The sequence below is a fragment of the Bradyrhizobium sp. USDA 4516 genome (assembly GCF_054055915.1).
On record NZ_JBSRXT010000001.1, the window covers coordinates 2,822,487 to 2,846,003 of the forward strand.

Here is a 23,517-nt window from a genome sequence, read left to right on the forward strand (position 1 = left end):
TGCGCAATTGCGCATCTGCGGTTCGATGCTTCGCATCGCCCCGGAATGACGACACTGCGCTAAAATGGTTTCGCGATCATCAGCCAGAGGATGATCATCACGGAGCCGAAGCCGGGAATACCGAACAGGAACCAGCGGCGAAACAGCGCAAAATAACGCGGCGGCAGCGGAAGACCTTTTTCGACGGCCGCCTGCGCGAGATTGCGCATCTCCATCTGCATGAAGACGACGGGAACCCAGAACACGCCGGCCAGCGCGTAGAGCGCAAGCGAAACCGCCAGCCAGCGCTCGGTGATGCTGGTTTCCGACTGCAGCATCAGCAGTCCACCGCTCACCGGCTGAAGCAGCACGGCACTCAGCGTAAAGATCATGTCCGCGATCACGACGGTCGCCGCCGTGCGCGCGATGAACGCCGCATCCTGCGTGCGATGCGCCGCCAGCATGAAGAAGGCGATGCCGGTCCCGGTGCCCAGGATCACGATGGCGCCGAGTACGTGCAGATATTTGATCAGGAGGTAGAGCGTCATCGCAGTCCGCTCGTGATCAGGCCAACTTCGGCGCGCACAAATACCGCCGCTGCCATAGGCCGGTCGGGCGCGAAAATCCACTGCGGCGGGGCAGGCGTGGCGCGGTCGGAGTACCCACATCGCGTCTGGATTCGCCCGCAGAATCCTGGCCGCGAATCAGCCCCCGAATGAGCTTTTTCCAACTATGGCAGTGTCATACTGCGCTCGCGATCCACGCTTTGCACAGCTCCGGATCGGCGGTTGGCCGCTTGAACTCCGGCAAGTGTCCTCTTTCGGAACAAGTTCTCACGACACTGATGCAAAAAATCCACAGATTAACCGATAATTAACGATGGACCTTGAAGGCGGCCCGCCGACTTGCTTTGATTACACCCATGAGCACAACGCTAATCGAGGTCCGGCCGGCCAAAGCTGCAGACGCGGCGGCGGTGGCGTCTACCCATGACGAAGCCTGGCGCTCGGCGTATCAGGGAATCATCCCCGGCGCCGAACTCGAAAAGCTGATCAATCGCCGCGGCCCGCAGTGGTGGGACAGCGCCATCCGCAAGGGCAGCCGCGTCAGCGTGCTGGTGTTCGGCGACCGGGTCGCAGGCTACGCCAATTACGGCCGCAACCGCGCCCGCAGCCTGCATTTCGAAGGCGAGATCTACGAGCTCTATCTGCGGCCGGAATTCCAGGGGCTTGGCTTCGGCCGGCGCCTGTTCGCCTCCGCTCGCCGCGACCTGATGCAGAGCGGCCTCAAGAGCATGGTGATCTGGGCGCTCTCCGACAACGAGCCGGCAACCGAGTTTTACCGTGCGCTGGGCGGCCGGATGGTGGCGCGCTCCTCGGAGCGGTTCGGGCCCAAGTCGCTCGACAAGGTCGCTTTCGCCTGGGCCAACTGAAAATCCTGCTTCTCTCGCAGCTGCAGCAAGGCTAAACCAGCCTCCAGCGCTGCGCGCGTCGGCCAGCCCGGCCCCAAGGCCGGGCCGGGAGCCGTTTCGCGGCCCGGCGGCGCCAACCAAAAAATCACATCGTTCTCAACTTCCAGAGGCCACGCGGAGCAATCCATGCGTATCGACGCCATATCGATCGGAAAAAATCCGCCCCACGACGTCAACGTCATCATCGAGGTTGCCGTCGGCGGCGAGCCAATCAAGTACGAAATGGACAAGGAAGCCGGCACGCTCGTGGTGGACCGCTTCCTCTACACGCCGATGCGCTATCCCGGCAATTACGGCTTCATCCCGCACACGCTGTCCGGCGACGGCGATCCCTGCGACGTGCTGATCGTCAACACCCGCGCGATCGTGCCGGGCGCGGTGATGAGCGTCCGCGTGGTCGGCGTGCTCCTGATGGAGGACGAGGCCGGCGGCGACGAGAAGATCATCGCGGTGCCGTCATCGAAGCTGACCCAGCGCTACGACAAGGTGCAGAACTACAGCGACCTGCCCGACATCACGCTGCAGCAGATCCAGCACTTCTTCGAGCACTACAAGGACCTCGAGAAGGGCAAGTGGGTGAAGGTGCTGCGCTGGGGCGACGCCGACGAAGCCCGCAGGCTGATCCTCGAAGGCATCGAGCGCGCGAAGAAGAAGTGACTAACCTCGCCCCGCTTGCGGGGAGAGGTCGGATCGCATGTAGCGGAGCGGAATGCGATCCGGGTGAGGGGGTACAGGTCTTTCGACAGTCCCATCTCGGAGAGGGGCCCCTCACCCCAACCCTCTCCCCGCAAGAGCGGGGCGAGGGAGCATTTCACACCGCCGGCGCCGGCAGGCCGGCAATCGCGCAGGCGGCGCGCAGCGTGTTGACCAGGAGGCACGCCACCGTCATCTGCCCGACGCCGCCGGGCACCGGCGTGATTGCGCCGGCGACATTGAGGGCTTCCTGGAACGCGACATCGCCGACCAGTTTCGGCTTGCCGCCGGGCACCGGGATGCGGTTGATGCCGACATCGATCACCGTCGCGCCCGGCTTCAGCCAGTCGCCCCGCACCATCTCGGGCCGGCCGACCGCGGCATAGACCAGATCGGCCTGGGCGCAGAGCTTTGGCAGATCGCGCGAGCGCGAATGCGCGATCGTCACCGTCGCATTCTCGTTCAGCAGCAATTGCACCAGCGGACGGCCGACCAGATTGGAGCGGCCGATCACGATCGCGTTCATGCCTTCGAGCGAGGCGTGCACGCTCTTGGTCAGGATGATGCAGCCGAGCGGCGTGCAGGGCGACAGCGCGGCCAGGCCTCCGGCGAGCCGGCCGGCATTGTTGGGGTGCAGGCCATCGACGTCCTTGGCCGGATCGATCGCGTTGATGATGGTCTCGGTGTGCAGCGACTTCGGCAGCGGCAGCTGCACCAGGATGCCATGCACCATGGGATCGCGGTTGAGCCGCGCGATCAGCGCCAGCAGATCGGCCTGCGACACATCCTCCGGCAGCTTGTGCTCGAACGAGGCCATGCCGGCGGCCTGGGTCTGGGTGTGCTTGCTGCGGACATAGACCTCGCTCGCGGGATCATGGCCGACCAGCACGACGGCGAGCCCCGGCGTGAGCTGGTGGTCGCGCTTGACGCGGGCGACCTCGTCGGCGACGCGGGCGCGAAGCTCGGCGGCGATGGCTTTTCCGTCGATGATGCGGGCAGTCATGTCAGTCCCTTGTCTGCTGGTTCGGCTTGGCCGCAGTCAGCTTCCTCAATGTATCGCCGAGCCCTTTCGGATCGCCGTCCACCGCGACCTGCTTGAGCCGCGAGGTGGCGCCGGACAGCAGCTTCACCCTGGCTTTCGGCACGCCGAGCGCCTTGGCCAGCAGCTCAGTCACCGCACGGTTGGCCTCGCCGCCCTCGGCGATGGCGCGCACCCGCACCTTCACCACCGAACGGCCGTTGGCCAGCGTTTCGATCCCGTCGATGTCGTCGCGGCCGCCGCGCGGCGTCACGCGCAGCGCGATGCTGATGCCCTCGGTGGAATAGCGCCACGGATCCATCAAGGCCACGTCGAGAAAGGGTCAGATCACGTTGGGATAGATGTAATAGGCGATCACCCGCTGGATGAACATGATGATCAGGATCACGATGATCGGCGAGATATCGAGCCCGCCCAGATTCGGCATCACGTTGCGGATCGGCCGCAGCACCGGCTCGGTGATCCGGTAGAGGAACTCGGCCACCGCGGAAACGAACTGGTTGCGCGTGTTGACCACATTGAAGGCGACCAGCCAGGACAGGATGGCGGAGGCGATCAGCAGCCAGACATAGAGGTCGAGGATGATGATGACGATGTCGAGAACAGCGCGCATATGAGGGGGGCTCGCGGGTAAGACAACCGATTGAAGCGCAACGAGACCGGACTGAGCCGCCATCGCGCTTCTTGTTTGAGCAGGATCGTTTCGGAAAACCGCTATGCACTGGGCGCTCGGGCGGTCCACCGGGTCGGGATCACGCCCTAGATATCGGTTCATCCCCCCGCAAACAAGGGAAGTTCCCGGCGGGACGGGCCGAAAACCGCGCTTTCACCGTTCTTGACTTGACCTTGGGCGGGACTGTAAATGGCGCCCGACTGACGGCCGGGATACTCAGCAACACCCGGCCGCGATGGGGCCATAGCTCAGCTGGGAGAGCGCGTCGTTCGCAATGACGAGGTCGGCGGTTCGATCCCGCCTGGCTCCACCAGCCTTCGCGGGCTTCGGCTCGGCAAGCCCGGATAGTCCATCGCAGCGATGCGAGCGAAGGCTACCGCGGCGTAGCCCGAAGGGCGAAGCCGGGCCGAGGCAATCTGCCCGCAGGGCGAAGATGGACTTTGTCCGTTAGCCCCTCACGTCCCCGTAAACCGTGGCGGCCGCTTCTCCACAAAGCTCGCGACGCCTTCCCGGAAATCATTGCCCTTCAGCGCGATCTGCATCTCGCGGTTGGCATCGATGGTGGCTTCGGCGAGCGTCTGGAACGGCACGTCGTAGATCTGGCGCTTGATCACCGCGATCGCGCTCGGCGAGACGAAATCGGCGAGGTCGCGGGCATAGGCATAGGTCTCCTCGCGCAGCTTCTCCGGTGAGGAGAGCCGGTTGACGAGGCCGATGCGCAGCGCCTCCTCGGCCGACACCCGCCGCGCCGACATCAACAGATCGAGCGCGTTGGCGTGGCCGACGATCCGCGGCAGCATCCAGCTGATGCCGTGTTCGGCGATCAGGCCGCGCCGCGCGAAGGCGGTGGTGAACACCGCAGTGTCGGCGGCGAAGCGCAAATCGCAATAGAGCGCGTGAACCAGGCCGATGCCGGCGGTGGCGCCGTTGAGCATCGCGATCACGGGCTTCCGGATCGCGGGATAGTAGGCGTAGCGCGTCTGCCAGTCGGCGCGGCGGTTCATGTCGAACGGGATGTTCTCGCCGCGCCTGACCTCGTTGGGATCGATCCCCTTCAGCGCGTCCATGTCGGCGCCGGCGCAGAAGCCGCGGCCCGCGCCGGTCAGCACGATGACGCGAACGTTCTCGTCGTTGGCCGCCGCCTCCATGGCGTGGCGCACGTCGCGCTCCATGATCGCGGTCCACGCATTCATGCGATCGGGGCGATTGAGCGTGATGGTCGCGATCCTGTCGCTGACCTCATAGAGGATGTGCTCGTAGCTCACGGCGATCTCCCTGTGCCTTGTTGTTATCGATACGCGCGGCGATGCGGCCTGCGCGCGGCGGCCGACAGTAGCACATTCACGAGAATGAAAAGCCGGCGCGAAATTCCGCGTGGCGGCTATTCAGCGGCCTGCAGCAGCTGCCGCTGCGGCACGCGCGCGATCCAGCCGTCGATGAAATGCTTCAGCCACGCGCGCTCGGCGGCATCGTGCACGGCACGCTCGGCGAAGTGCAGATGGCCCGGTTGTGCGCCCGGCGAATCCATCCGTGCGCAACCGCGTGTGGTCCAGCGATGCATCATCGCGTAGGTCACGTCGGGATGGAATTGCAGGCCGAAGGCGTTGCCGAACTGGAACGCCTGCACCGGGAAATCGTCGCCCGCCGCGAGCAGGTCGGCGCCGGCGGGCAATTGAAATCCCTCGCCGTGCCAGTGATAGACCCGCGCCGGCCAGTCCGGGCAGAGCGCGCGGCCCGCCTCGGTCGGCCTGACCAGATAATAGCCGACCTCGACACGGCCTTGCGGATGCGGCGCGACCTCGGCGCCGAGCTGCCGCGCCAGCATCTGCGCGCCGAGGCAGATGCCCAGAAACGGACGCTGCTCGCGCAGCGGAACGGCGATCCAGTCGATCTCGCGCCGCACATAGTCGTCGCCATCATTGGCGCTCATCGGACCGCCGAAGATCACCGCGCCGGCATGCGCATCGAGCGTTTCGGGCAGCGCGTCGCCGAAGCGCGGGCGGCGGATGTCGAGGCGGTAACCCAGCGCGCGCAGGGCGTTGCCGATCCGGCCGGGAGTCGATGTCTCCTGATGCAGCACGATCAGCACCGGCCGCAACGAGATCTGATCCAAGACCTGATCCCTGGGCGTGACCGCGGCCGGCCTTCGGCTGGCGAAGGGCACCACGACACGGCTCTGGTCAGTCCGGAACGACATTGCCTCTGCTTAAAGTTTCGGCACGTAAGGCGCGATCATAGCTAAGTGGTCGTTAACATCGTGTGAGTTTGCGCACACCCCAGGCGAAGCAAATCGCGGGCCAGAAACAGCCTTAACGGCGACGAGTGGCTTTACAGGGAAGGTTAGCGCTTGCGGAGCTGAAATCCGCCGACCGCTGTCAGGATGAAGGCGCGCGGAAACAGCCGGAGCAGGAACGGCACCAGCTTGATGAAGGCGCCGGGCAGCACCGCGCGCTTGTTGGCCATCAGTCCGCGATAGGCCTGACGGGCCACCTCTTCCGGTGAAACGTTGAGGATGGCGGAATCGAATCCGGGGGCAAATCCGGCGCGATCCTGAAACTCCGATGGTACCGGGCCCGGGCAACACACGGTGACACGCACGCCCTGCGGCGCCAGCTCACAGCGCAACGCCTCGGTAAACGACAGCACATAGGCCTTGCTGGCGTAGTACACGGCCATGCCGGGGCCCGGCAGAAATCCGGCGATCGAGCCGAGATTGAGGATGCCGCCGCGGTTGCGGATCAGCTGGTCGGCAAAGCGCAGCGTCAGATCGGTCAGCGCGCGGATATTGACATTGATGATGTTGAGCTGCTCGGCGCGGTCGCGCTCGATGGCGCGGCCGAACAGGCCGAAGCCGGCATTATTGACGAGAAATTCGACCTCGACCCCAGCGTCGGTCAGGGCCTGCGCGATCCGGTCGCCCGCATCGGCGTGCTGGAGATCACAGGGGATCACAATCGGCGCTGCGCCGCCCTTGGCCCCGAGTTCGTCGGCGAGCGCCTTCAGGCGGTCGGCGCGCCGCGCCACGAGCGCCACACGGTGACCATTCGATGCAAACACGCGCGCCAGTTCGGTGCCTATGCCCGCCGATGCCCCGGTTATCAGCGTCACACGCTCGGTCACGTTTCAAACTCTTACTGCAAATTCTAGTGAGGTCCCCAACAAGCCGACGAGAGCATAGGCATGCGGTGGGACGCAAGCCGTGTGTAAGCTTGTGGACAGTGGCGAGGCACCAGTTTTGTGATGAAACGCCAGATTTTCAGTCGGATCGCCCACAATCGCGGCGGACATTAAAATTTCGTCATCCCTGATACCGGTGACGATGCGTCCGCCGGCGCGGGCAATCGCGTCAGATTGCGGCGTCCGCCGTGCCCCAGGGGCCCTTTGGCAGCGCCGCCTGCTTCTCGGCAACCCGATGCTTGAGATCGATGCGGTCGCGCGAGGAAATGCCGAGCAGATCGGCGGCGCGCCAGACCACATTGTCCTCGAACTCGCTGACCTGACCGTCGGCATAGACCAGCTCCCACATCATCTCGACGATGCGCAGGCGTCCCTCCTCGTTCACCGAGCGCATGATCACACTGGTAAAGTGATAGAGATCCACGGCCTCACCCTCGACGCGCATGGCAGAGGCGATCAGCTTGTCGGCCGCGCCGCGGTCAAGCTGGAAACGGCTCTCGATCAGGCCGTGCAGCTTGCGCGTCTCGGCCGGCGTCGGCTCGCCGTCCAGCGAGACGACATGGACCAGCAGCGCGGTCGCCGCCAGGCGATAGTCGCCGTCATCGAAGGTGCGGTCGGCCTGGGCGTCGGGGGAAACGATATCGGCAATGAATTGGCGAAGTCCGTCGAGCATCGTTCTCTCTGTGGAATGAAGTCTGCCTGATTTGAGCGCGATCTATCCGGCTATCAAGTTTTTCCGGATCCCGCTCCGTTGAAATCTATATGGCGTGGAAACAGAACCGGTGCAATCCGCGCAGGTTCCCGCTGCGACATTACGTTTCGGCAACATGGATTGAGTCATTCCGGGGCGATGCGAAGCATCGAACCCGGAATCTCGAGATTCCCCGATGCGCAATTGCGCATCTGAGGTCTGGTCCTGACGGACCATCCCGGAATGACGATGTGCTCAACTACGGTATCTCGTACACCACGAGCTTGTCGGCAATGCCACGCAGTGCCGCTTCCTTCTGGATCGGCTTGATCGCGGCGCGATCGAGGATGCCCGCGACCTCAGCCGATTCCATCACCGGCTGGGTCAAATGGATTTCCTGCGACGTCGACAGGCTCTGCACCCTGGCTGCGATATTCACGGTCTGGCCGAAATAATCCTGCCGCTCGTTGAGTGTCACCGCGAGGCACGGCCCCTCATGGATGCCGATCTTGACGATCAGATCTTCCTTGCCGCGCTCGGTGTTGAGCTGCTTCATCGCCGCCCGCATGCGCAGGCCCGCCGACAATGCATGCTCTGGCCGGATGAAGGTCGCCATCACGGCATCGCCGATCGTCTTCACCACGGCGCCGTGCTCGGAAGCGATGATCTCGAGCAGCGCGTGGAAATGCGCGCGCACCAGATCGAACGCGGCGAGATCTCCGACCCGTTCATAGAGCGCAGTCGAGCCTTTGAGGTCGGTGAACAGGAAGGTGAGCGCGGTGATCTTCAGCCGCTGGTCGACCGTGAGGTTGTCGGCCTTGAACACATCGCGGAAGGTCTGGTTCGACAGCATCCGCTTCGCGGTGAGGATCGGCTTGCGCTTGCCGAGCAGCTCATGCAGCGCATCGGCCGCTACCCAAACAGCGGGCAGCACGCGGGTGTCGGTTTGGTTGTCCAGCGACAGCCGGAGCGGCCCCGGCCGCAGCACCGTGGTGCCGGTCGGCGCCTGCAGTTTGTTGAACACGATCGAGAATTGCTGGCGCTCAGTGGTCGGCTCGCCCTGCACGTCGAAGAAATGCGCCGAGTGCGTCACCGGCTCGAACACGATCAGGAACTGCTTCGGCAATTGCAGCGACAGCAGCGCCTTCTCGCCGGCCGGCAATTCCAGCGATTCCAGCGTCACCTCCTTGAGCAGGCGCTCCAGCGAGTCTTCGTTGAGCTCGATGCCCGAGCTCCAGAACATCTGGCGGACATATTCCCAGATCGGCAGCGTGTTCGGATCATGCGCGCCGATGCGGCGCACGCGCGGGCTGACGGTGAAGGCGACCTCGACCAGATCGTCGACGGACGCCTCGTAACCGGCCGCGCACAGCGCGCAGTTGTAGTCGTCATGGCGCAACGACTTCAGCGTCGAATGCGCGTCGAGCACGCCGCCGCAGCCCGGGCACAGCACATTCCAGCTCATGTCGAACAGGCCGAGCCGCGACGCATGCAGGAAGCCGGAAATCACCTTTTCCTGGTCGAGCCCGGTGCGGCTCGAGAAATCCAGCAGATTGATGCGATTGAGATCCCGATCATGACCGTCCGCGATCAGCTGCTGCATGGCATCGACGACGGCCGGATCGGTCGTCTGCCTGAGGACTGCGAAATGGGCCTGCGTATCGCTCATGGTGAGCCCCTAGATGAGCATTGGGACACCGCCGCGCAAGATCAGCGCGGCTTGATCGTAAACACCGGCGAGCGGCTCGGCTGTGTCGTCACCACGCCGATCGGCAGCACCGGATCCTTGTCCGCCAGCGCGACGCGGAACGCGCCGATGATCTTCGCAAGCGCGAGCGTCGCCTCGACCAACGCAAAATGCGCCCCGATGCAGACCCGCGCGCCGACCCCGAACGGCAGATAGGCGAACCGATCGGGCGGCGTTCCCGTCATGAAACGCGACGGCACGAACGCGTTCGGATCGCGCCACAGCTTCTCATGCCGGTGCAACAGCCACGGTGCGATCAGGATTACGTCACCCTTCCTGACCGGACGGCCCGCGATGGTATCGGGACCGCCTGCCGCACGCGCGATCAGGAACGCCGGCGGATAAAGCCGCATGGTTTCGTCGATCACCGCGCGGGTGAATTTCAGCCGCTCGATGTCGAGCGCGCCAGACGTCGCCGCGCTCCCGACTTCTGCCGCCAGCTGTTCCTGGGTCAGGGGATCGAGCGCCAGCAGATAGAGCGCCCAGAACAGCGCGGTCGCAGTCGTCTCGTGGCCGGCCAGGATCATGGTGGCGACCTGGTCGCCGAGTTGGGCATCGGTGAAGGCCTCGCCGGTTTCAGGATCACGCGCGGCGCCCATCAGGTCGAACAGGTCGCGGGCCGGCGCGTTGTCATCCTTGCCGGCCGCACGTCGCTCGGCCATCAGCATGCCGACGAATGCGGTCCAGCGCTTGCGGAAACGGGCGCGGCGGAAATCCTGCGGCGTCGGCCAGTTCAACGGCAGCACCAGATCGAGCATGTGCGGCCGCGCCAGCGTGTTGCCATACTCCATCACGAAATCCCGCAGCGCGGCGCCGTGGCGATCCATGCCGAACGAGAACATGGTGCGGCCGGCGATCTCCAGCGTCATCCGCTGCATCGCCTCGCGCAGATCGACCGGGCCGCCGCTGGCCGACTTCAGCTTTGCGATGGTCTCGTCGACCGCCGCAATCATGTAAGGCACCAGCGTCGTCACCGCGCGCGGCGTGAACGCCGGCGCCAGCGTGCGGCGCTGGTGTTTCCATGCACGCCCTTCGGCGATCAATAGCCCCTCGCCGAGCATCGGACGCAGCACGCGAAGGCCGGCCGGCGTGCGGGTGTAGTTCTCGTAATTGTCGACCAGCACATGGCGGATCGCATCCGGCGTGTTGAGGATAAAGCTCGAGTGGCCGAGAAAACGGCCCTGGACAATGTCGTCCTTATAGGCGCGCTGGCTCCAGGTCTCGATCGGCGAGTTGCGCATCACCCGCATGCGCTGGAATGCACCCATATCGTCCGGCGCACGCGGCGGGGCCGGCGGGACCAGGGGACGCCGCGTGACCGTGATATCGTAGACCTCGGCTATGCTCATGGTCCTCGCTTCCTGCCTCACGCGACGGCCGATCCGGCCATGCGATCCCGGCGCCAAGAAGGCGCGCGGACCCTGCACCAGACCTAATAAGTCAGCTCGGCGACCGCAATGCGATTCTCCGATGCCGGCCAGGCCCGCATCATAATGCGCTCCCCGTTGAAGATCGCGGCGACCGGACGGCCGACGTCGTCCGCGGCGAGCCGCAGCGTCGTCACCGAATCGGTCGGCACGCCCGGCTTTACATCGGCCGGCTCCTTGCCGTCGAACAGCACGATATCGCGCGGCAGGCCGAAATAGCCGCGCGGCCGCGACATCAGCACAACCGCACCTGCGCCGGCATCGGCCGGTCCCAGCGGCCGCGCCGCGCGCAGATGCACGATCTCGGACGAGCGCGGAAACGGCGAGCGATAGATGTGCGTCGTTGCCGTACCAGGTGACGTCAGCACGAATTCGAGCGGCCACGACGGATCGACCTGCGCCGGACCCCAGCGACCGTCAGCGCCGGTCTGCGAGCTGTGCAGCGGGCCGCCGATGCGCTCGCCGGTCTCCGCCGCGACATGATAGATATCTACCGTGGCCCCCGGCACTGGCCGGTTGGTCGGCACGCCGCCGGGCATGCCTGTGACGAGGCCGCTCAGCCTCACCGCGGTCTCCGGCACGATCTCGATCCGCGACGGCTCGTGCCTTGCGATGAATTTGTAGATCTCGCGAAAGGCCCGCGGATGAAAGGCGGTCTCGCGATGATCGACCGCGCCAAGCACCAGATTGGTCGCGCCTTTCAGCGCCGGGCCGTCCGTCGTGACGTTGGTCGGCGTGCCCGGCTTGCCGACGAAGCGGCCGTCGGCCTGCGCATATTTATCGAGGCCGTCGCTGCGCAGCGTCAGGAACAGGGTGCCGACAGTCACTTCGCTGTCGCCATCGTTCAGTCCGCGCAGGAACGGACCACGCCCGTTGAACTCGTTGCCGAGCCCGTCGTCCCACGCATACACACCGTGATTGGGCGTGCCGCACAGCACCGCGTGGCTGATGTCGCCGCCGCCACCATTCTTGATGTAATTGCGGATCGCGTTGCCGCCGCGCGAACTGCCGACCAGCGCGACCCGCGGCGCGCCGGTCTTCTGCTTCAGCTCCCTGATCGCCTCGGCGAGCTCGCGGCGCTGATCCTCGGTCGAGGAGCGGCTGGCCTGTTCGACCTTGTCGTCGGTGCGTGCCAGCGGATCGGTGAAATTGATCGCGGCCATGCGCTCGCGCGGCACGCCGTTCGATTCCATCCGCCAGCACGTCGTCATCCAGAGCGGGGCGTGATCGCCATTGCCGTGCACGAACAGGATCGGCGGGGTGTCACCGGCGGGCGCCGGCTGAGCCAAGGCCGACTGAGCGAAGGCCGACTGAGCCAAGACCGGTTGAGCCAAGGCGGGGGCGCCGAGGCGGCCGGCCAGCAGGGACAGGGCGCCGGCCCCTTGCAATATTCTCCGCCGCGACAGCGCCATTGCCCCCTCCCCAAGCCTTCCTCAGCTCTTTCAGTGCCTTAGCTGTGCCCTGTCCCCGCCAAGGATGCCGTAATCGCTGGACAGAACACGCGTTTCGCGGGCATCAGTTGGTGCAGCCGGAATCGTCCAACAAGCCATAGCAGGCCAACCGGAACTGGATATGACCGAACCGCGCGATCGCTCCGACAGTATCACTGCACCGTTGCGGCATTCAATCTTCAGGCGAATCTGGCTCGCGAGCCTGCTCTCCAATCTCGGCATCCTGATCCAGGGCGTCGGCGCGGCCTGGGCGATGACGCAGATGACCTCGGAGGCCGACAAGGTCGCGCTGGTGCAGACCGCCTTGATGTTGCCGGTGATGCTGATCTCGATGCCGGCCGGGGCCATCGCCGACATGCACGACCGCCGCATCGTCGCGCTGGTGTCGCTGGCGATCGCGCTGACCGGCGCCACCAGCCTGACCGTGCTGGCCTGGCTCAATCTGGTAACGCCGAACATCCTGCTCGCGCTGTGCTTCGTCGTCGGCAGCGGCATGGCGCTGTTCGGCCCGGCCTGGCAGTCCTCGGTCAGCGAACAGGTGCCGCCGGAGACGCTGCCCGCCGCGGTCGCGCTGAACGGCATCAGCTACAACATCGCGCGCAGCTTCGGTCCGGCGATCGGCGGCATCGTGGTAGCGTCCGCGGGCGCCGTGGCCGCCTTCGCCGCCAATGCCGTGCTGTATCTGCCGCTGCTCGTCGTGCTGTTCCTGTGGAATCGCGTCAGCGAGCCGTCGCGGCTGCCGCGCGAGCGGCTGAACCGCGCCATCGTCTCCGGCGTGCGCTACATCACCAATTCGCCGTCGATCAAGATCGTGCTAACCCGCACCATGGTGACCGGCATCATCGGTGGCTCGGTCTCGGCGCTGATGCCGCTGGTGGCGCGCGACCTGTTGCACGGCGGCGCGCAGACCTACGGCATCATGCTCGGTGCCTTCGGCATGGGCGCGGTGATCGGCGCGCTCAACATCAGCGAGATTCGCAGCCGGCTCAGCGGCGAAGCCGCCATCCGCGTCTGTGCGTTGACGATGGGCGCGGCGATCGCCGCGGTTGCCGTGAGCAAGCAGCCGGTGATCACCGCCGCCGCGCTGGTCGTTGCCGGAGCGGTGTGGATGCTGGCGATCGCGCTGTTCAATATCGGCGTGCAGCTCTCCGCACCGCGCTGGGTCGCGGGACGTTCGCTGGCGGCCTTCCAGGCCGCGATCGCCGGCGGCATCGCGATCGGCAGCTGGTGCTGGGGCCGCATCACGGATGTCGGCGGCGTCGAGATGGCGCTGTTGATCTCCGCCGGTCTGATGCTGCTGTCGCCGCTGCTCGGCATCTGGCTCAGGATGCCGCCGATCGGCGCACGCAACGAGGACGCGACCGATGCGCTGGCCGATCCCGAGGTGCGGCTGCAACTGAGCGGGCGCAGCGGGCCGCTGGTGGTCGAGATCGAATACCGGGTGGCGCAGGACAATGCCCGCGCCTTCCACAATGTGATGCAGGACGTGCAGCTCAGCCGCCAGCGCAACGGCGCCTATGGCTGGTCGATCGCCCGCGACATCGCCGATCCCGAATTGTGGACCGAGCGCTACCATTGTCCGACCTGGCTCGATTTCCTGCGCCAGCGCAACCGCGCCACGCAGATCGAGCGCGAACTGCATCAGAAGGCGGCCGACTTCCACATCGGCGCCGAGCCGATCCGCGTGCGCCGGATGCTGGAGCGTCCGTTCGGATCGGTTCGCTGGAAGGACGAGACCCCGGACCGCGCCGCCAAGGAGGTGATCCCGGTGGTCGCGACCGCAGCGGGCAGCAGTACATAGTCTCTCCATTGTCATTCCGGGGCGCGCGAATAGCACGAACCCGGAATCTGGAGATTATCAGCTCGAGATTCCCCGATGCGCAGTTGCGCATCTGAGGTTCATCGCTCCGCGATGCCCCGGAATGACAGCTGATGGGTCTACTGCCCGTGATCGGCGAGCGTCTGCTGGCAGGCCTTGCTGAGGCGGCTGCGATGCTCCTTCAGGCACGCCAGCACGACCTGATCGCCCTCGCTGAGATGGGCGCGGCAGAACCGCGAGGCATCGCGTGAGCAGGCATCGCGCCCCTGCTGCTGCGCCGAGGCGGCCGACGTCAACAGAACCAGCGGAACGACGGCAAGCAGAAATCGGGTCATCTCTCAAAGCCTCTCAAGCGTTTTCGCGCGAAGGGGTGCGGTTCGCGTGAAGACAACGCGTCAAATAAGGAATCCGGAGCCCCGTTCCGAATCATCGGAGCGGAAACGGCTCCAGGGAATGCGACGCCGGTTTTATAGCGTTTCCGTGCCGCGAAGAAGCTTGAAACCGACTGTGACGGTCATCACGCATGGTAACGCCCGCTTTTTCTTGTCCTTCCGGCGCCTTGTTGGGATCGCGTTAAGACCTTGTTGGCATTAATCGCTCGTTACGGCTGTGGCGTATCCTTAAGTTCCGAGAGAGTGTGTAGCGATGCGTAGTGCGTTGGGCCTGATGCTGGCCAGTGTTGTAACGGCGATCGTGATCGCCGGCGTGTGGTTCTGGACCTCCTCGCCGCGTGCCGACGCGGCTCCTCCGCAAACCACGGCTGCGGCCAAGGCCGATCCGCTTCCCGCGGCGGCAAAACAGGCCGCCAGGGACGATGTCGAGACGACCGCAGCGCTGTCGAAGCGCGCCGATGCCACTCAGGCCGCGGCCCCGGCCGCCACTCCTGCGCCGGCGCCGGCCCCCGTCGCGGCCGCGGCCAAATGCGCCAACCCCGACGCGCTCGGCATCAGCCGCACCGTCGTGGTCGACACCAATGGCGGCCCGGGCTTCGGCTTCCTGCAGTACAAGCAGTATGACTTCCTGACCGACAAGGAGGTCGTGCTGACCTTCGACGACGGTCCGTGGCCGACCACGCCGGCCGTGCTCAAGGCGCTGGCCGACGAATGCACCAAGGCGGTGTTCTTCCCGATCGGCCTGCACACTACCTATCACCCGGACATCCTGCGCCAGGTCGCCGCCGCCGGCCACACCATCGGCGCCCATACCTGGTCGCATGCGCATCTCGCCAGCAAGAAGCTGACCGAGCAGCAGGCCAAGGACGAGATCGAAAAGGGTTTTAGCGCGGTGAAGCTGGCGCTGGGTGCCAACCCTGCTCCGTTCTTCCGCTTCCCGGCGCTGGCGCACACCCCGGCGACAACCGCCTATCTCGGCACCCGCAACATCGCGATGTTCTCGGTCGACGTCGACTCCAACGACTTCAAGTCCAAGAGCGCGGACGAGGTGATCAACAACGTGATGACCAAGCTCGACAAGGAGCACAAGGGCATCATCCTGATGCACGACCTGCAAAAGCACACCGCGCAGGCGCTGCCGACGCTGCTCCGCAAGCTCAAGGCCGGCGGCTACAAGGTGGTCTGGATGAAGGCCAAGACCCAGCTCGAGACGCTGCCCGAATACGACGCGATGATGGCGAAGACCGAGAAGCCGATCGCAACGGGCCGGCCGATCGGCAACGTCGTGCAGACGGTCGCCGAGTAACGCAGCCAACACACTCTCAACTCAAAGCGCCCCTGGATCCGATCCAGGGGCGCTTTCGCTTTCTGATCGCAGCCACCTTCTGCGCCTGTGCGCCTTCGAGAGTGGCACCATCGCGCCCGGCGGCTGCGGCTCCACCAAAATATCGAAAACAACCCCATGCAAAGGAGCTGGCGGATGCCGGCGCTCGACAAGGCAACTTGACCCGTCGGGCAAATCAGGGATACATTTCCAATATTCCGAAATCACGCATCCCTCGCCCGTTGGTGGGGGAGACCAGCCACGTCGAGCCCATTTTGTGAGATGCATCACGCTGTCAGCACAGCAGTTGCCGACGGGTTGGCGTGGTCCAGTCGGATTGTTGAAACTCGGTCCTATCGGTGGGCCCGTATCGCTGTAGTTTTTGCGCCTTGAGACATGGTCTCGGCGCAACGCCGCTTGCCCGTGCACGCCGGCATCTGCAGCACCAGCCTGTGTGCCGCGCCTTCGACGATGATCCGGGAATAGATTCGTCGGTTTGGCCCTCTCTTTCACGATGCCCGAACCTTGGAGAGCTCAGTGAGTGCACTCGAACAAGGCCGCGTACGGCCCGGCGGCGATGGCTTGGCGAATACGGCCGCCGAAAAGCTGCGTTCGATGGTCCCGGCGGCTGGAGCGATGGCCTATCCGTTCCTGCTCGATGCATTTCACCTCGCGGTCTCTCCCGCTGCTGGTCCGATGTCGTTTGGGCGACTGGCCCTGGCGGCGCTTTGCCTGTTGGCCGCGACCGCCGCGCCCTTGCCGGGTCTTGCCTGCGCGTACCGGATGACCAAGGACGAGTCTTCGTCGTTCGATCTGCGCGCCCGGCGGCTCGCCTATCTCAGCATCGCCGCGCCGCCCTTGTTCGTGCTGACCGGCGTCGGTCTCGGCTTGCTGCACATCCCCGTCAGCGACGAGCTTGTCTGGGTCGCGGGCTGGTTGGCCGCATGCCTCTTTGTTCTGCTCGGCAGCGAGCAGGAGCGCCCGGCAAGATCAGCCGCGATTGCGCCATCCATCGCCAAATGGCGCGTGACGCACGGCGTCGCCGCAGCGGTCATCCTGCTCTACGTCGCGTTTCACCTCACCAATCATCTGCTGGGTTGGCTCGGACCCGAGGTTCATGCCGCCGTGATGAAGATGGGGCGCTCGGTCTATCGATCGTCCCTCGTCGAGCCCATCCTCATCGGCCTGATGCTGTTCCAGGTCGCCGTCGGGATGCGGCTCGCCTGGCGCTGGAGCTCGGCGCCTGCGGATGCATACCGCGTGTTTCAGATCGGCTCCGGCGTCTACCTCGCGGCGTTCATCGTCACCCATCTGAATTCCGCATTGGTCTCGGCGCGCGCCGTGCACCACATCGACACCAACTGGGCCTGGGCGTCGGGCGCACCGACCGGCCTGATCCACGACGCCTGGAGCATTCGCCTGGTGCCGCACTACGCGCTCGGCGTCTTCTTCGTCCTCGCGCATCTCACGTCGGGATTACGCGGCGTTCTGATCGCGCACGGCGTTGCCACGGCGGTTGCCAACCGGATCTGGGCAACCGGGCTCGCGATAGGCGGGCTGGTCGCGATCGCGATCATGAGCGGATTGTGTGGGGTGCGGATCTAGGCTTCAGCGGGCGGCCCGAGCGAGCCCGGTTGAGAAGAACATCGATGCCGTCAAGCTGAGGTTGACTTGCTGCGGTCACGCCAAAGCGCAAAGATCGCTGTTGCGAGCTTGTTCGGCCGATCAGGCCTCGCATAGCTGACCACCGGCTTGCTGGAATGATTTTCCATCAGCTCCCCTAGTATCTCGTAGTCAAGTTCGAGACCGAACTTTTCGTACGGTATGGATTCGGACTCAGCTCCCCCCGCAACATAAACGATATCGACTCGCGCCATGTCTTTCGCGATCGCCGCGGCTTCCTGCAAGGTGTCGCAGCCGTACGATTTGTATTCCCAGGAAGGATCGCTGAAGTGAAGTATCTTGCGGGTGCTTTCATCGAGCTTGCCGCGCTCTTCTTCAGAGAGCCCTATGATTATCACGTGGGCGATTTTCGGAAGCATCTGCCCAACCCCTTGAAATAGCGCCTCTAGAACTTGGTCTACCGGCGCGAGCGAGGGGTTCGACGCTCTGAGCAAGTCGTATCCGGGCGCCTTGATGCGCGCTGGGAGCAAGCTTCACTTCTGGCTGGGAAATGGTGCCGCAAGAGGGACTCGAACCCCCGACCCCGTCATTACGAATGACGTGCTCTACCAACTGAGCTATTGCGGCGAACCGTTCGGCAACGGCCGGATCACGCGGCCACCTGATATCGGGCATGACCCCGATTGGCAAGGACAACGCGGTTATCGAACCATACACCCGTTACCTAACCGCGAATTAGCTTCCCAAACGTGACAGAAATCCGCGCCAACCGCCCGCCTGGGCCTTGGGCGGGCCGATTTGTTCCGCAAATTCGTCCACCGGGCCATCCTCGTCGACGCCGGGATCGTCGGGAGCCCGGATGATCGGGATCACGGCCGGAATGGGCGCCGGTGCGGCCTTGGGCAGGTCGGCCCTCGACCGGAACAAGGGGGCCGGCGCCGGGGGCGCCGATTCGGCGTCCGGAGGGGGAGCTGGTTCCGGCGCGGCGGGCTCGGCCGGGGCCGGGGCGGGCTCGGCCTCGATGGCCGCCGGCAGCGGGGCGTTATCCTGCACCGTCGGCGCGGCCGGCTCCAAGGGCTTGACCTCGACTGGCTTGACCTCGGCCGGCTTGACCTCGACCGGCTCAACCGGCCTGGCCACTTCAGGCTCACTGGCGACTTCCTTTGGCGGCTCGACCCGGCGCGGCGCCAGCATCGCCTCCTCGAAGGGCGACGGCTCGATCGCATGGCCCTTGTCGGACGGCAGCGCCGCCACCGGGGTCTGCCACTGGAAGGCGTCGAGCCGGCCGGTGACCGGCGAGACCGGACGCCAGCGGTCCGACACATAACCGTCGGCGGTCCAGACCGGATCGTGCAGCGCGCGCACGGCGCGCAGGGTCCAGGCCCGCGCCCGGCCGCTGTCGCCATGCTCGGTGCGCTCGATCTCGGCCATCAACAGCGCGACGCGTTGCGTCGGCGCCGCGACAAACGGCTCCAGCGCCGCGCGCGCCCTGGCGAACTCGGCGGCGTCGATCGCGGCGCGCGCGATCGCCAGCGCGCCCTCGATATGGCCCGGCGTTTTCGCCGCCAGCGTCTCGACCCGCACCAGGCGCTGGCGCGCGGAATCGCCGAGCCGCACATGGGAATAGGCGTCGGCGAGATCGGGATGCGGCTGCGCCAGCCACGCGGTCTCGACGATGCGCATCGCGCGGCGCACCTGATGCGCCTCGCTCTCGAACTTCGCTGCGAGCACGGCGGCCGGGATCAGCGTCGGCGCCAGCTTGACCGCCTCCATCGCGCTCGAACGCGACAGGTCGCGATCGACGGTCTCGAACTCCAGCGCCCGCGCCGTCAGCAGCACGCCGCGCTGCCGCCGATAGGTCGCCTTGTCGATCAATCCGGCGCTCTGGTTGTTGTCGATGATCGACAGCGCGCCGGCCCAATCGCCCTTGGCGCAGCAGAAGCCGAGCACCGCATGCGAGGCCCATGACGACGACGGCGACATCTTCAGCGCTTCCTCGGCGATCATCACGGCCGCCACCGGATCGTCGGCGCGCTGCGCCTCGATGAACAGACCGCGCAATCCAAGCAGCCGCGTGTCCTCGCGCTCGGCCATGGCACGGAAGGCGCGCTGCGCGCCGTCGCGATCGCCGTCGAGCTGCGCCGATTGCGCGTGAAGCAGCAGTGCCAGCGGATCGCCTCCGGCGTGGCGCCGCGCCACTTCGGCGTGCGCGCGCGCCGCCGAAGAATCGCCATGCCCGATCGCAAGCAGGCCTTGCGTGATGGCGTGGCGGCCGCGGGCGTGACGGCGCTCGCGCCGGCCGCGACGGATGTGCGAGGGGATCTTCCAGAGCCCGCGCAGGATCACGCCGGCGACCATCGCGACGACGACGACGAGGCCGAGCAGGTACATCGGCTGCTTGGACGTGAAGCGCAAGCCGCCCCAGTTCAGCACGAGATCGCCGGGCTGATCGGCCATCCAGGCCGCACCCGCTGCAGCGAGCGCGATCAGCAGCAGGAACAGAATGATCCGGATCATCAAAGACCTATTGCGAAGACTTACTGGTTGACCGTGGCGAGCGCCGCCATGGCGTTGTCGGCAAATTTACGCGACGCGTCGAGCGCGGCGCGACGCGCGTCCACCTTGGCGAGCCAGGCTTGTGCCGCAGTGCGATCCGCCGGCGGCAGCGACTTCAGTTCACGCTCGGTCAATGCGAGGTCATTATGCAAGGCAGCCGATGTCACGCGCGCGACGATGCTGCCGCGATCGGTCCCCGTGCCGTCGGTCCGCTCGATCTGGATCAGCGTGGAGGCACCGGCCTTCAGACGATCGACCAGCCCGGCACTGGCCGCCGCAGCCTCAGGCGGAGGCGGCGCAAGTTTCGGCACGATCTCGATCAGCTCGCGGCACAGCGCGTTCGGGCTCGGCACGCCTGACCTCGCAAACGTCTCGAGCGGCTTCAGCACCTCGGCATCGTCCGACAGCGCCTTCGCGGCCTCGAGCGCGGAGGCATAGGGATCGCCGTGACGCACCGCGACGTCGAGCAGCGATGCCGCGACGACGCGGCGCAGCGGCACGTCGTCGGCCTTCGCCTCGGCTTTGGTGTCGGCGATCTTGCCGTCCTGCCTCGCGATCGCCGCACCCTGCGCCTTCACTGCGTTCTCGACCTTGTCGATGCGCGCCATGATGCCGGAGAGATCAAGCGCAGCCGCGCCATCGCGCGGCGCGGCTTTCGCGTCATTGACCGCCGCCGCAAGCTTGTCGGATTGCGCCCGCGTCGCGGCGAGTTCGGTGCGCAGTGCGGCGATCGATTTGTCGAGCGCCTCCAGCCGCGCCGTCGCCGCGGGATCGGCGGCCGCCGCGACCGGCCTGCCGGCTTTCGATTCCAGCGCACTCAGGCGCGTGCCGAGTTCGTCGATGGCGGCACTGGGTTGCGGCGCCGGGACCGGCTGCACGACGGGCCAGCCGAGCAGCCAGCCAACCCCGATCACCAGCGCCGCCGCGACGGCGCCGGATATCGGAGCCACCACCCAGGGCGACACCGGCCGCGCCGGTTCGGCGTCCGGCGCCGCGGAGGCGGTCTCGGGCTGCGGCTCCGCTTGCGGTGCGGCGTCGCCTTGGGGCTCGGCCTCAGGCGTCGCCGCGTCCGCGGACGCCTTGGCAGCATCCTTGCCGGCATCCTGGTCAGCCTCCCTGGCGGCTTCCTCGGCCCCCTCCGCCTTCGACGGTTCGCTGGAGATTTCGGTCGCCTGAAGATCGATGGTCGGCGGCGCGCGCTTGGGCCGGGAATCCGGCGAAGATCCTGGGTCGTCTGGCCTTTCTTCAGCCATCGCGGGGGTCCTCAAAACTACTGGCCGCATACTGTAGAGCATGATGCGATCCGATTGAATTGGATCATGCTCTTATCCTTTTGTTTGGTCGCGTTTTCTTAACGCGAACCGGTCCCCACTTCGCTTGAAAACGCTCGCCAGAATCGGCCCAGGTTCTTAGAGCACGATCCGAATAACCGAGCATTGCCTAACATCATGGTCAGACGAAAGAATTATTCCGGTCTCGGTCGCAGGGTGCGGCTGAGCGCCTCCAGCAGGGCATTTTCGTCCGGCCGCGCCGCCACCACCACCTTGGTCGCGCCGGCGTCATGGAGCACCGCGGCGACGGCCGCCGAGATGCAACATTGCGGCAGAGCGAGCGCCGAAATCTCGATCCCGTCGGCGCGCACCGTGTCCAGAAACGCCCGCGCGCTGCGGCGGGAATAGTGCAGCACCGCGGTGATCCGGTTCGCCATGAAGGCGTCGCTGACTTCCCTCGGGAAGCCGGCCACCGGCGCCATCCGGTAGGTGGTGTGGGTGACGACGCTGAGCCCGCGCTCGCCGAGCTCGCCGGCGAGATCGCGCGACAGGTCGGCGCCGGCGAGATAGAGCAGCGTCGCAGACGCCGGCAGCTCGCCGGCCTCGACCCGTGCGAGCACGAGCTTGCGCAGCGAGACCGCATCGCCCTTCGCCACGATCACCTTGTCGAAGCCGGCGGCACGCGCCGCATCGGCGGTGTGTACCCCGACCGCAAACAGCGGCAGCCGCAACAGCGGGCTGGTCGCGAGATCGACCGCGCGCAGCGCATTGGCGCTGGTCAGGATGACAGCATCATAATCCGCATCGTCGTCGCCGCGGAACGGCACCGGCTCGAAGCGCAGCACCGGCGCCGACAGGGCGTCAAAGCCGCGCTGGCGCAGCGTCGCGAGCGTCGCGTCATTATCCGGATGCGGTCGTGTGACAAGGATTGTCAGGATTTCAGGCCTCCAGCCGTATAAATTGGACGTTGGCGACCGATTGCACTTTAAGACCTCGCAATGCTACCCCGGAGCGGACGTTTTGATGAGCATCATCTTGCCGGACACCGGTTCCGGCCTGTCCGGATTATGCTCGTAGCACAAGGACCGAAATTGGGACACGAACCACCGATGCTGGTGCTGGGGATCGAAACCACCTGCGATGAAACCGCGGCCGCCGTGGTCGAGCGTCAGGCTGACGGGCAGGCGAAAATCCTCTCCAACGTGGTGCGCTCGCAGACCGACGAGCACGCCCGCTTCGGCGGCGTGGTGCCGGAGATCGCGGCGCGCGCCCATGTCGACCTGCTCGACGGCATCGTCGCCACTGCAATGAAGGAGGCCGGCGTCGGCTACGGACAATTGTCGGCGGTCGCGGCAGCCGCGGGCCCCGGCCTGATCGGCGGCGTGATCGTCGGCCTCACCACCGCGAAGGCGATCGCGATGGTGCACGATACGCCGCTTATCGCGGTGAACCATCTCGAGGCGCACGCGCTGACGCCGCGGCTGACCTGCGCGCTGGCATTTCCCTATTGCCTGTTCCTGGCCTCGGGCGGACACACCCAGATCGTCGCCGTGGTCGGCGTCGGTGAATATGTGCGGCTTGGCACCACGGTCGACGACGCGATGGGCGAGGCGTTCGACAAGGTGGCGAAGATGCTGTCGCTGCCCTATCCCGGCGGACCGGAGGTCGAGCGCGCGGCCGCCGGCGGCGACCCGACGCGGTTTGGCTTTCCACGTCCGATGCTCGGCCGCGCCGATGCGAATTTCTCGCTGTCGGGACTGAAGACGGCGGTGCGCAATGCAGCCAGCCGGCTGGAGCCGCTCGAGCCGCAGGACGTCAGCGATCTCTGCGCGAGTTTCCAGGCCGCGGTGCTGGAATCGACCGCGGACCGCCTGAGCGTCGGCCTGAAGCTGTTTCAGGAGCGGTTCGGCACGCCGCGCGCGCTGGTCGCGGCCGGGGGCGTCGCCGCCAACCATGCGATTCGAAGCGCGCTGCAGGAGGTCGCGGCGAAGGCGCAGACCACGCTGATCATCCCGCCGCCGGCGCTCTGCACCGACAATGGCGCGATGATCGCCTGGGCCGGCGCCGAGCGGATGGCGCTTGGCCTCACCGACACGATGGAGGCGCCGCCGCGCGCGCGCTGGCTGCTCGACGCCAACGCCAAGGCGCCGGCCGGCCACGCCAACAGCCGCGCCGGATATTGAA

General features: G+C 66.0%; 22 protein-coding genes and 2 tRNA genes. 7 read left to right on the forward strand and 17 right to left on the reverse strand.

The features are described 5' to 3' along the window. Nucleotides 1-59: 59 nt before the first annotated feature. Complete coding sequence (locus ACVI1L_RS12945; protein ID WP_456783054.1) at nucleotides 60-527, reverse strand: DUF2269 family protein; 468 nt, start codon at nucleotides 525-527, stop codon at nucleotides 60-62. Nucleotides 528-901: 374 nt separating this feature from the next. Between ACVI1L_RS12945 and ACVI1L_RS12950 the strand changes: the two genes are divergently transcribed. Together ACVI1L_RS12950 and ppa are read left to right on the forward strand one after the other, a co-directional pair. Beyond that, on the forward strand, nucleotides 902-1,411 hold the full coding sequence (locus tag ACVI1L_RS12950; protein ID WP_028343770.1) for a GNAT family N-acetyltransferase: 510 nt from the start codon (nucleotides 902-904) through the stop codon (nucleotides 1,409-1,411). A gap of 165 nt (nucleotides 1,412-1,576) precedes the next feature. Continuing rightward, nucleotides 1,577-2,107, forward strand: coding sequence for an inorganic diphosphatase (gene ppa / locus ACVI1L_RS12955; protein ID WP_028337382.1), 531 nt, complete (start codon nucleotides 1,577-1,579; stop codon nucleotides 2,105-2,107). 154 nt (nucleotides 2,108-2,261) lie between these two features. Here the strand turns inward: ppa and folD are convergent, their stop codons facing one another. The 3 genes from folD to ACVI1L_RS12970 are packed head-to-tail and all read right to left on the reverse strand — an operon-like array spanning nucleotide 2,262 to nucleotide 3,795. Beyond that, complete coding sequence (folD, locus tag ACVI1L_RS12960) at nucleotides 2,262-3,146, reverse strand: bifunctional methylenetetrahydrofolate dehydrogenase/methenyltetrahydrofolate cyclohydrolase FolD (protein WP_028337383.1); 885 nt, start codon at nucleotides 3,144-3,146, stop codon at nucleotides 2,262-2,264. A gap of 1 nt (nucleotide 3,147) precedes the next feature. Continuing rightward, on the reverse strand, nucleotides 3,148-3,483 hold the full coding sequence (locus ACVI1L_RS12965; protein WP_016847251.1) for a DUF167 domain-containing protein: 336 nt from the start codon (nucleotides 3,481-3,483) through the stop codon (nucleotides 3,148-3,150). A 21-nt stretch (nucleotides 3,484-3,504) separates the two neighbouring features. After that, entirely contained in the window at nucleotides 3,505-3,795 is a 291-nt protein-coding gene (locus tag ACVI1L_RS12970) for a YggT family protein (protein WP_016847252.1), read from the reverse strand. A 297-nt stretch (nucleotides 3,796-4,092) separates the two neighbouring features. Between ACVI1L_RS12970 and ACVI1L_RS12975 the strand changes: the two genes are divergently transcribed. After that, nucleotides 4,093-4,168 (forward strand) — tRNA-Ala (locus ACVI1L_RS12975). 142 nt (nucleotides 4,169-4,310) lie between these two features. Here the strand turns inward: ACVI1L_RS12975 and ACVI1L_RS12980 are convergent. The 7 genes from ACVI1L_RS12980 to ACVI1L_RS13010 all read right to left on the reverse strand — a co-directional run bounded on the left by ACVI1L_RS12980 (nucleotide 4,311) and on the right by ACVI1L_RS13010 (nucleotide 12,309). Beyond that, nucleotides 4,311-5,120: an enoyl-CoA hydratase gene (locus tag ACVI1L_RS12980; protein ID WP_253588455.1), complete on the reverse strand. Its 810-nt coding sequence runs from the start codon at nucleotides 5,118-5,120 to the stop codon at nucleotides 4,311-4,313. A 116-nt stretch (nucleotides 5,121-5,236) separates the two neighbouring features. Then, nucleotides 5,237-6,052: a glutamine amidotransferase gene (locus tag ACVI1L_RS12985; protein ID WP_456783055.1), complete on the reverse strand. Its 816-nt coding sequence runs from the start codon at nucleotides 6,050-6,052 to the stop codon at nucleotides 5,237-5,239. 143 nt (nucleotides 6,053-6,195) lie between these two features. Next, nucleotides 6,196-6,975 (reverse strand): SDR family NAD(P)-dependent oxidoreductase, encoded by a 780-nt coding sequence (locus ACVI1L_RS12990; protein WP_456783056.1) that lies wholly within the window; start codon nucleotides 6,973-6,975, stop codon nucleotides 6,196-6,198. A 226-nt stretch (nucleotides 6,976-7,201) separates the two neighbouring features. Beyond that, entirely contained in the window at nucleotides 7,202-7,705 is a 504-nt protein-coding gene (locus tag ACVI1L_RS12995) for a tellurite resistance TerB family protein (protein ID WP_016847256.1), read from the reverse strand. Nucleotides 7,706-7,982: 277 nt separating this feature from the next. After that, a complete protein-coding gene (locus ACVI1L_RS13000) occupies nucleotides 7,983-9,392 on the reverse strand; it encodes an adenylate/guanylate cyclase domain-containing protein (RefSeq protein WP_028337387.1) in 1,410 nt (469 codons plus the stop codon). Between the two features lie 41 nt (nucleotides 9,393-9,433). Further along, the gene (locus tag ACVI1L_RS13005; protein WP_456783057.1) at nucleotides 9,434-10,819 is read right to left on the reverse strand and encodes a cytochrome P450; all 1,386 of its coding nucleotides are present in this window, start codon (nucleotides 10,817-10,819) and stop codon (nucleotides 9,434-9,436) included. A gap of 83 nt (nucleotides 10,820-10,902) precedes the next feature. Continuing rightward, on the reverse strand, nucleotides 10,903-12,309 hold the full coding sequence (locus ACVI1L_RS13010) for a hydrolase (RefSeq protein ID WP_456783058.1): 1,407 nt from the start codon (nucleotides 12,307-12,309) through the stop codon (nucleotides 10,903-10,905). Nucleotides 12,310-12,469: 160 nt separating this feature from the next. On the opposite strand from ACVI1L_RS13010, the gene ACVI1L_RS13015 reads away from it, so the two are divergent. Continuing rightward, a complete protein-coding gene (locus ACVI1L_RS13015; RefSeq protein WP_316395398.1) occupies nucleotides 12,470-14,149 on the forward strand; it encodes an MFS transporter in 1,680 nt (559 codons plus the stop codon). 137 nt (nucleotides 14,150-14,286) lie between these two features. On the opposite strand, the gene ACVI1L_RS13020 is transcribed toward ACVI1L_RS13015, so the two are convergent. Next, a complete protein-coding gene (locus ACVI1L_RS13020) occupies nucleotides 14,287-14,502 on the reverse strand; it encodes a hypothetical protein (protein ID WP_456783059.1) in 216 nt (71 codons plus the stop codon). 310 nt (nucleotides 14,503-14,812) lie between these two features. On the opposite strand from ACVI1L_RS13020, the gene ACVI1L_RS13025 reads away from it, so the two are divergent. Together ACVI1L_RS13025 and ACVI1L_RS13030 are read left to right on the forward strand one after the other, a co-directional pair. Next, nucleotides 14,813-15,865, forward strand: coding sequence for a polysaccharide deacetylase family protein (locus ACVI1L_RS13025; protein WP_057021319.1), 1,053 nt, complete (start codon nucleotides 14,813-14,815; stop codon nucleotides 15,863-15,865). Between the two features lie 555 nt (nucleotides 15,866-16,420). Then, complete coding sequence (locus ACVI1L_RS13030) at nucleotides 16,421-17,488, forward strand: hypothetical protein (protein WP_456783060.1); 1,068 nt, start codon at nucleotides 16,421-16,423, stop codon at nucleotides 17,486-17,488. A 50-nt stretch (nucleotides 17,489-17,538) separates the two neighbouring features. On the opposite strand, the gene ACVI1L_RS13035 is transcribed toward ACVI1L_RS13030, so the two are convergent. From ACVI1L_RS13035 to ACVI1L_RS13055, 5 genes are all read right to left on the reverse strand, one after another. Then, a complete protein-coding gene (locus tag ACVI1L_RS13035; RefSeq protein ID WP_156436600.1) occupies nucleotides 17,539-17,925 on the reverse strand; it encodes a hypothetical protein in 387 nt (128 codons plus the stop codon). 132 nt (nucleotides 17,926-18,057) lie between these two features. Continuing rightward, nucleotides 18,058-18,133 (reverse strand) — tRNA-Thr (locus ACVI1L_RS13040). Nucleotides 18,134-18,241: 108 nt separating this feature from the next. Further along, nucleotides 18,242-20,023, reverse strand: a complete 1,782-nt coding sequence (locus ACVI1L_RS13045; protein WP_456783061.1) for a heme biosynthesis HemY N-terminal domain-containing protein — start codon at nucleotides 20,021-20,023, stop codon at nucleotides 18,242-18,244. 20 nt (nucleotides 20,024-20,043) lie between these two features. Beyond that, entirely contained in the window at nucleotides 20,044-21,315 is a 1,272-nt protein-coding gene (locus tag ACVI1L_RS13050) for a COG4223 family protein (RefSeq protein WP_456783062.1), read from the reverse strand. Between the two features lie 212 nt (nucleotides 21,316-21,527). Further along, a complete protein-coding gene (locus ACVI1L_RS13055; RefSeq protein WP_456785548.1) occupies nucleotides 21,528-22,268 on the reverse strand; it encodes a uroporphyrinogen-III synthase in 741 nt (246 codons plus the stop codon). 174 nt (nucleotides 22,269-22,442) lie between these two features. Between ACVI1L_RS13055 and tsaD the strand changes: the two genes are divergently transcribed. Further along, nucleotides 22,443-23,516, forward strand: a complete 1,074-nt coding sequence (tsaD, locus tag ACVI1L_RS13060) for a tRNA (adenosine(37)-N6)-threonylcarbamoyltransferase complex transferase subunit TsaD (RefSeq protein ID WP_057021325.1) — start codon at nucleotides 22,443-22,445, stop codon at nucleotides 23,514-23,516. The last annotated feature ends 1 nt before the right edge of the window (nucleotide 23,517 follow it).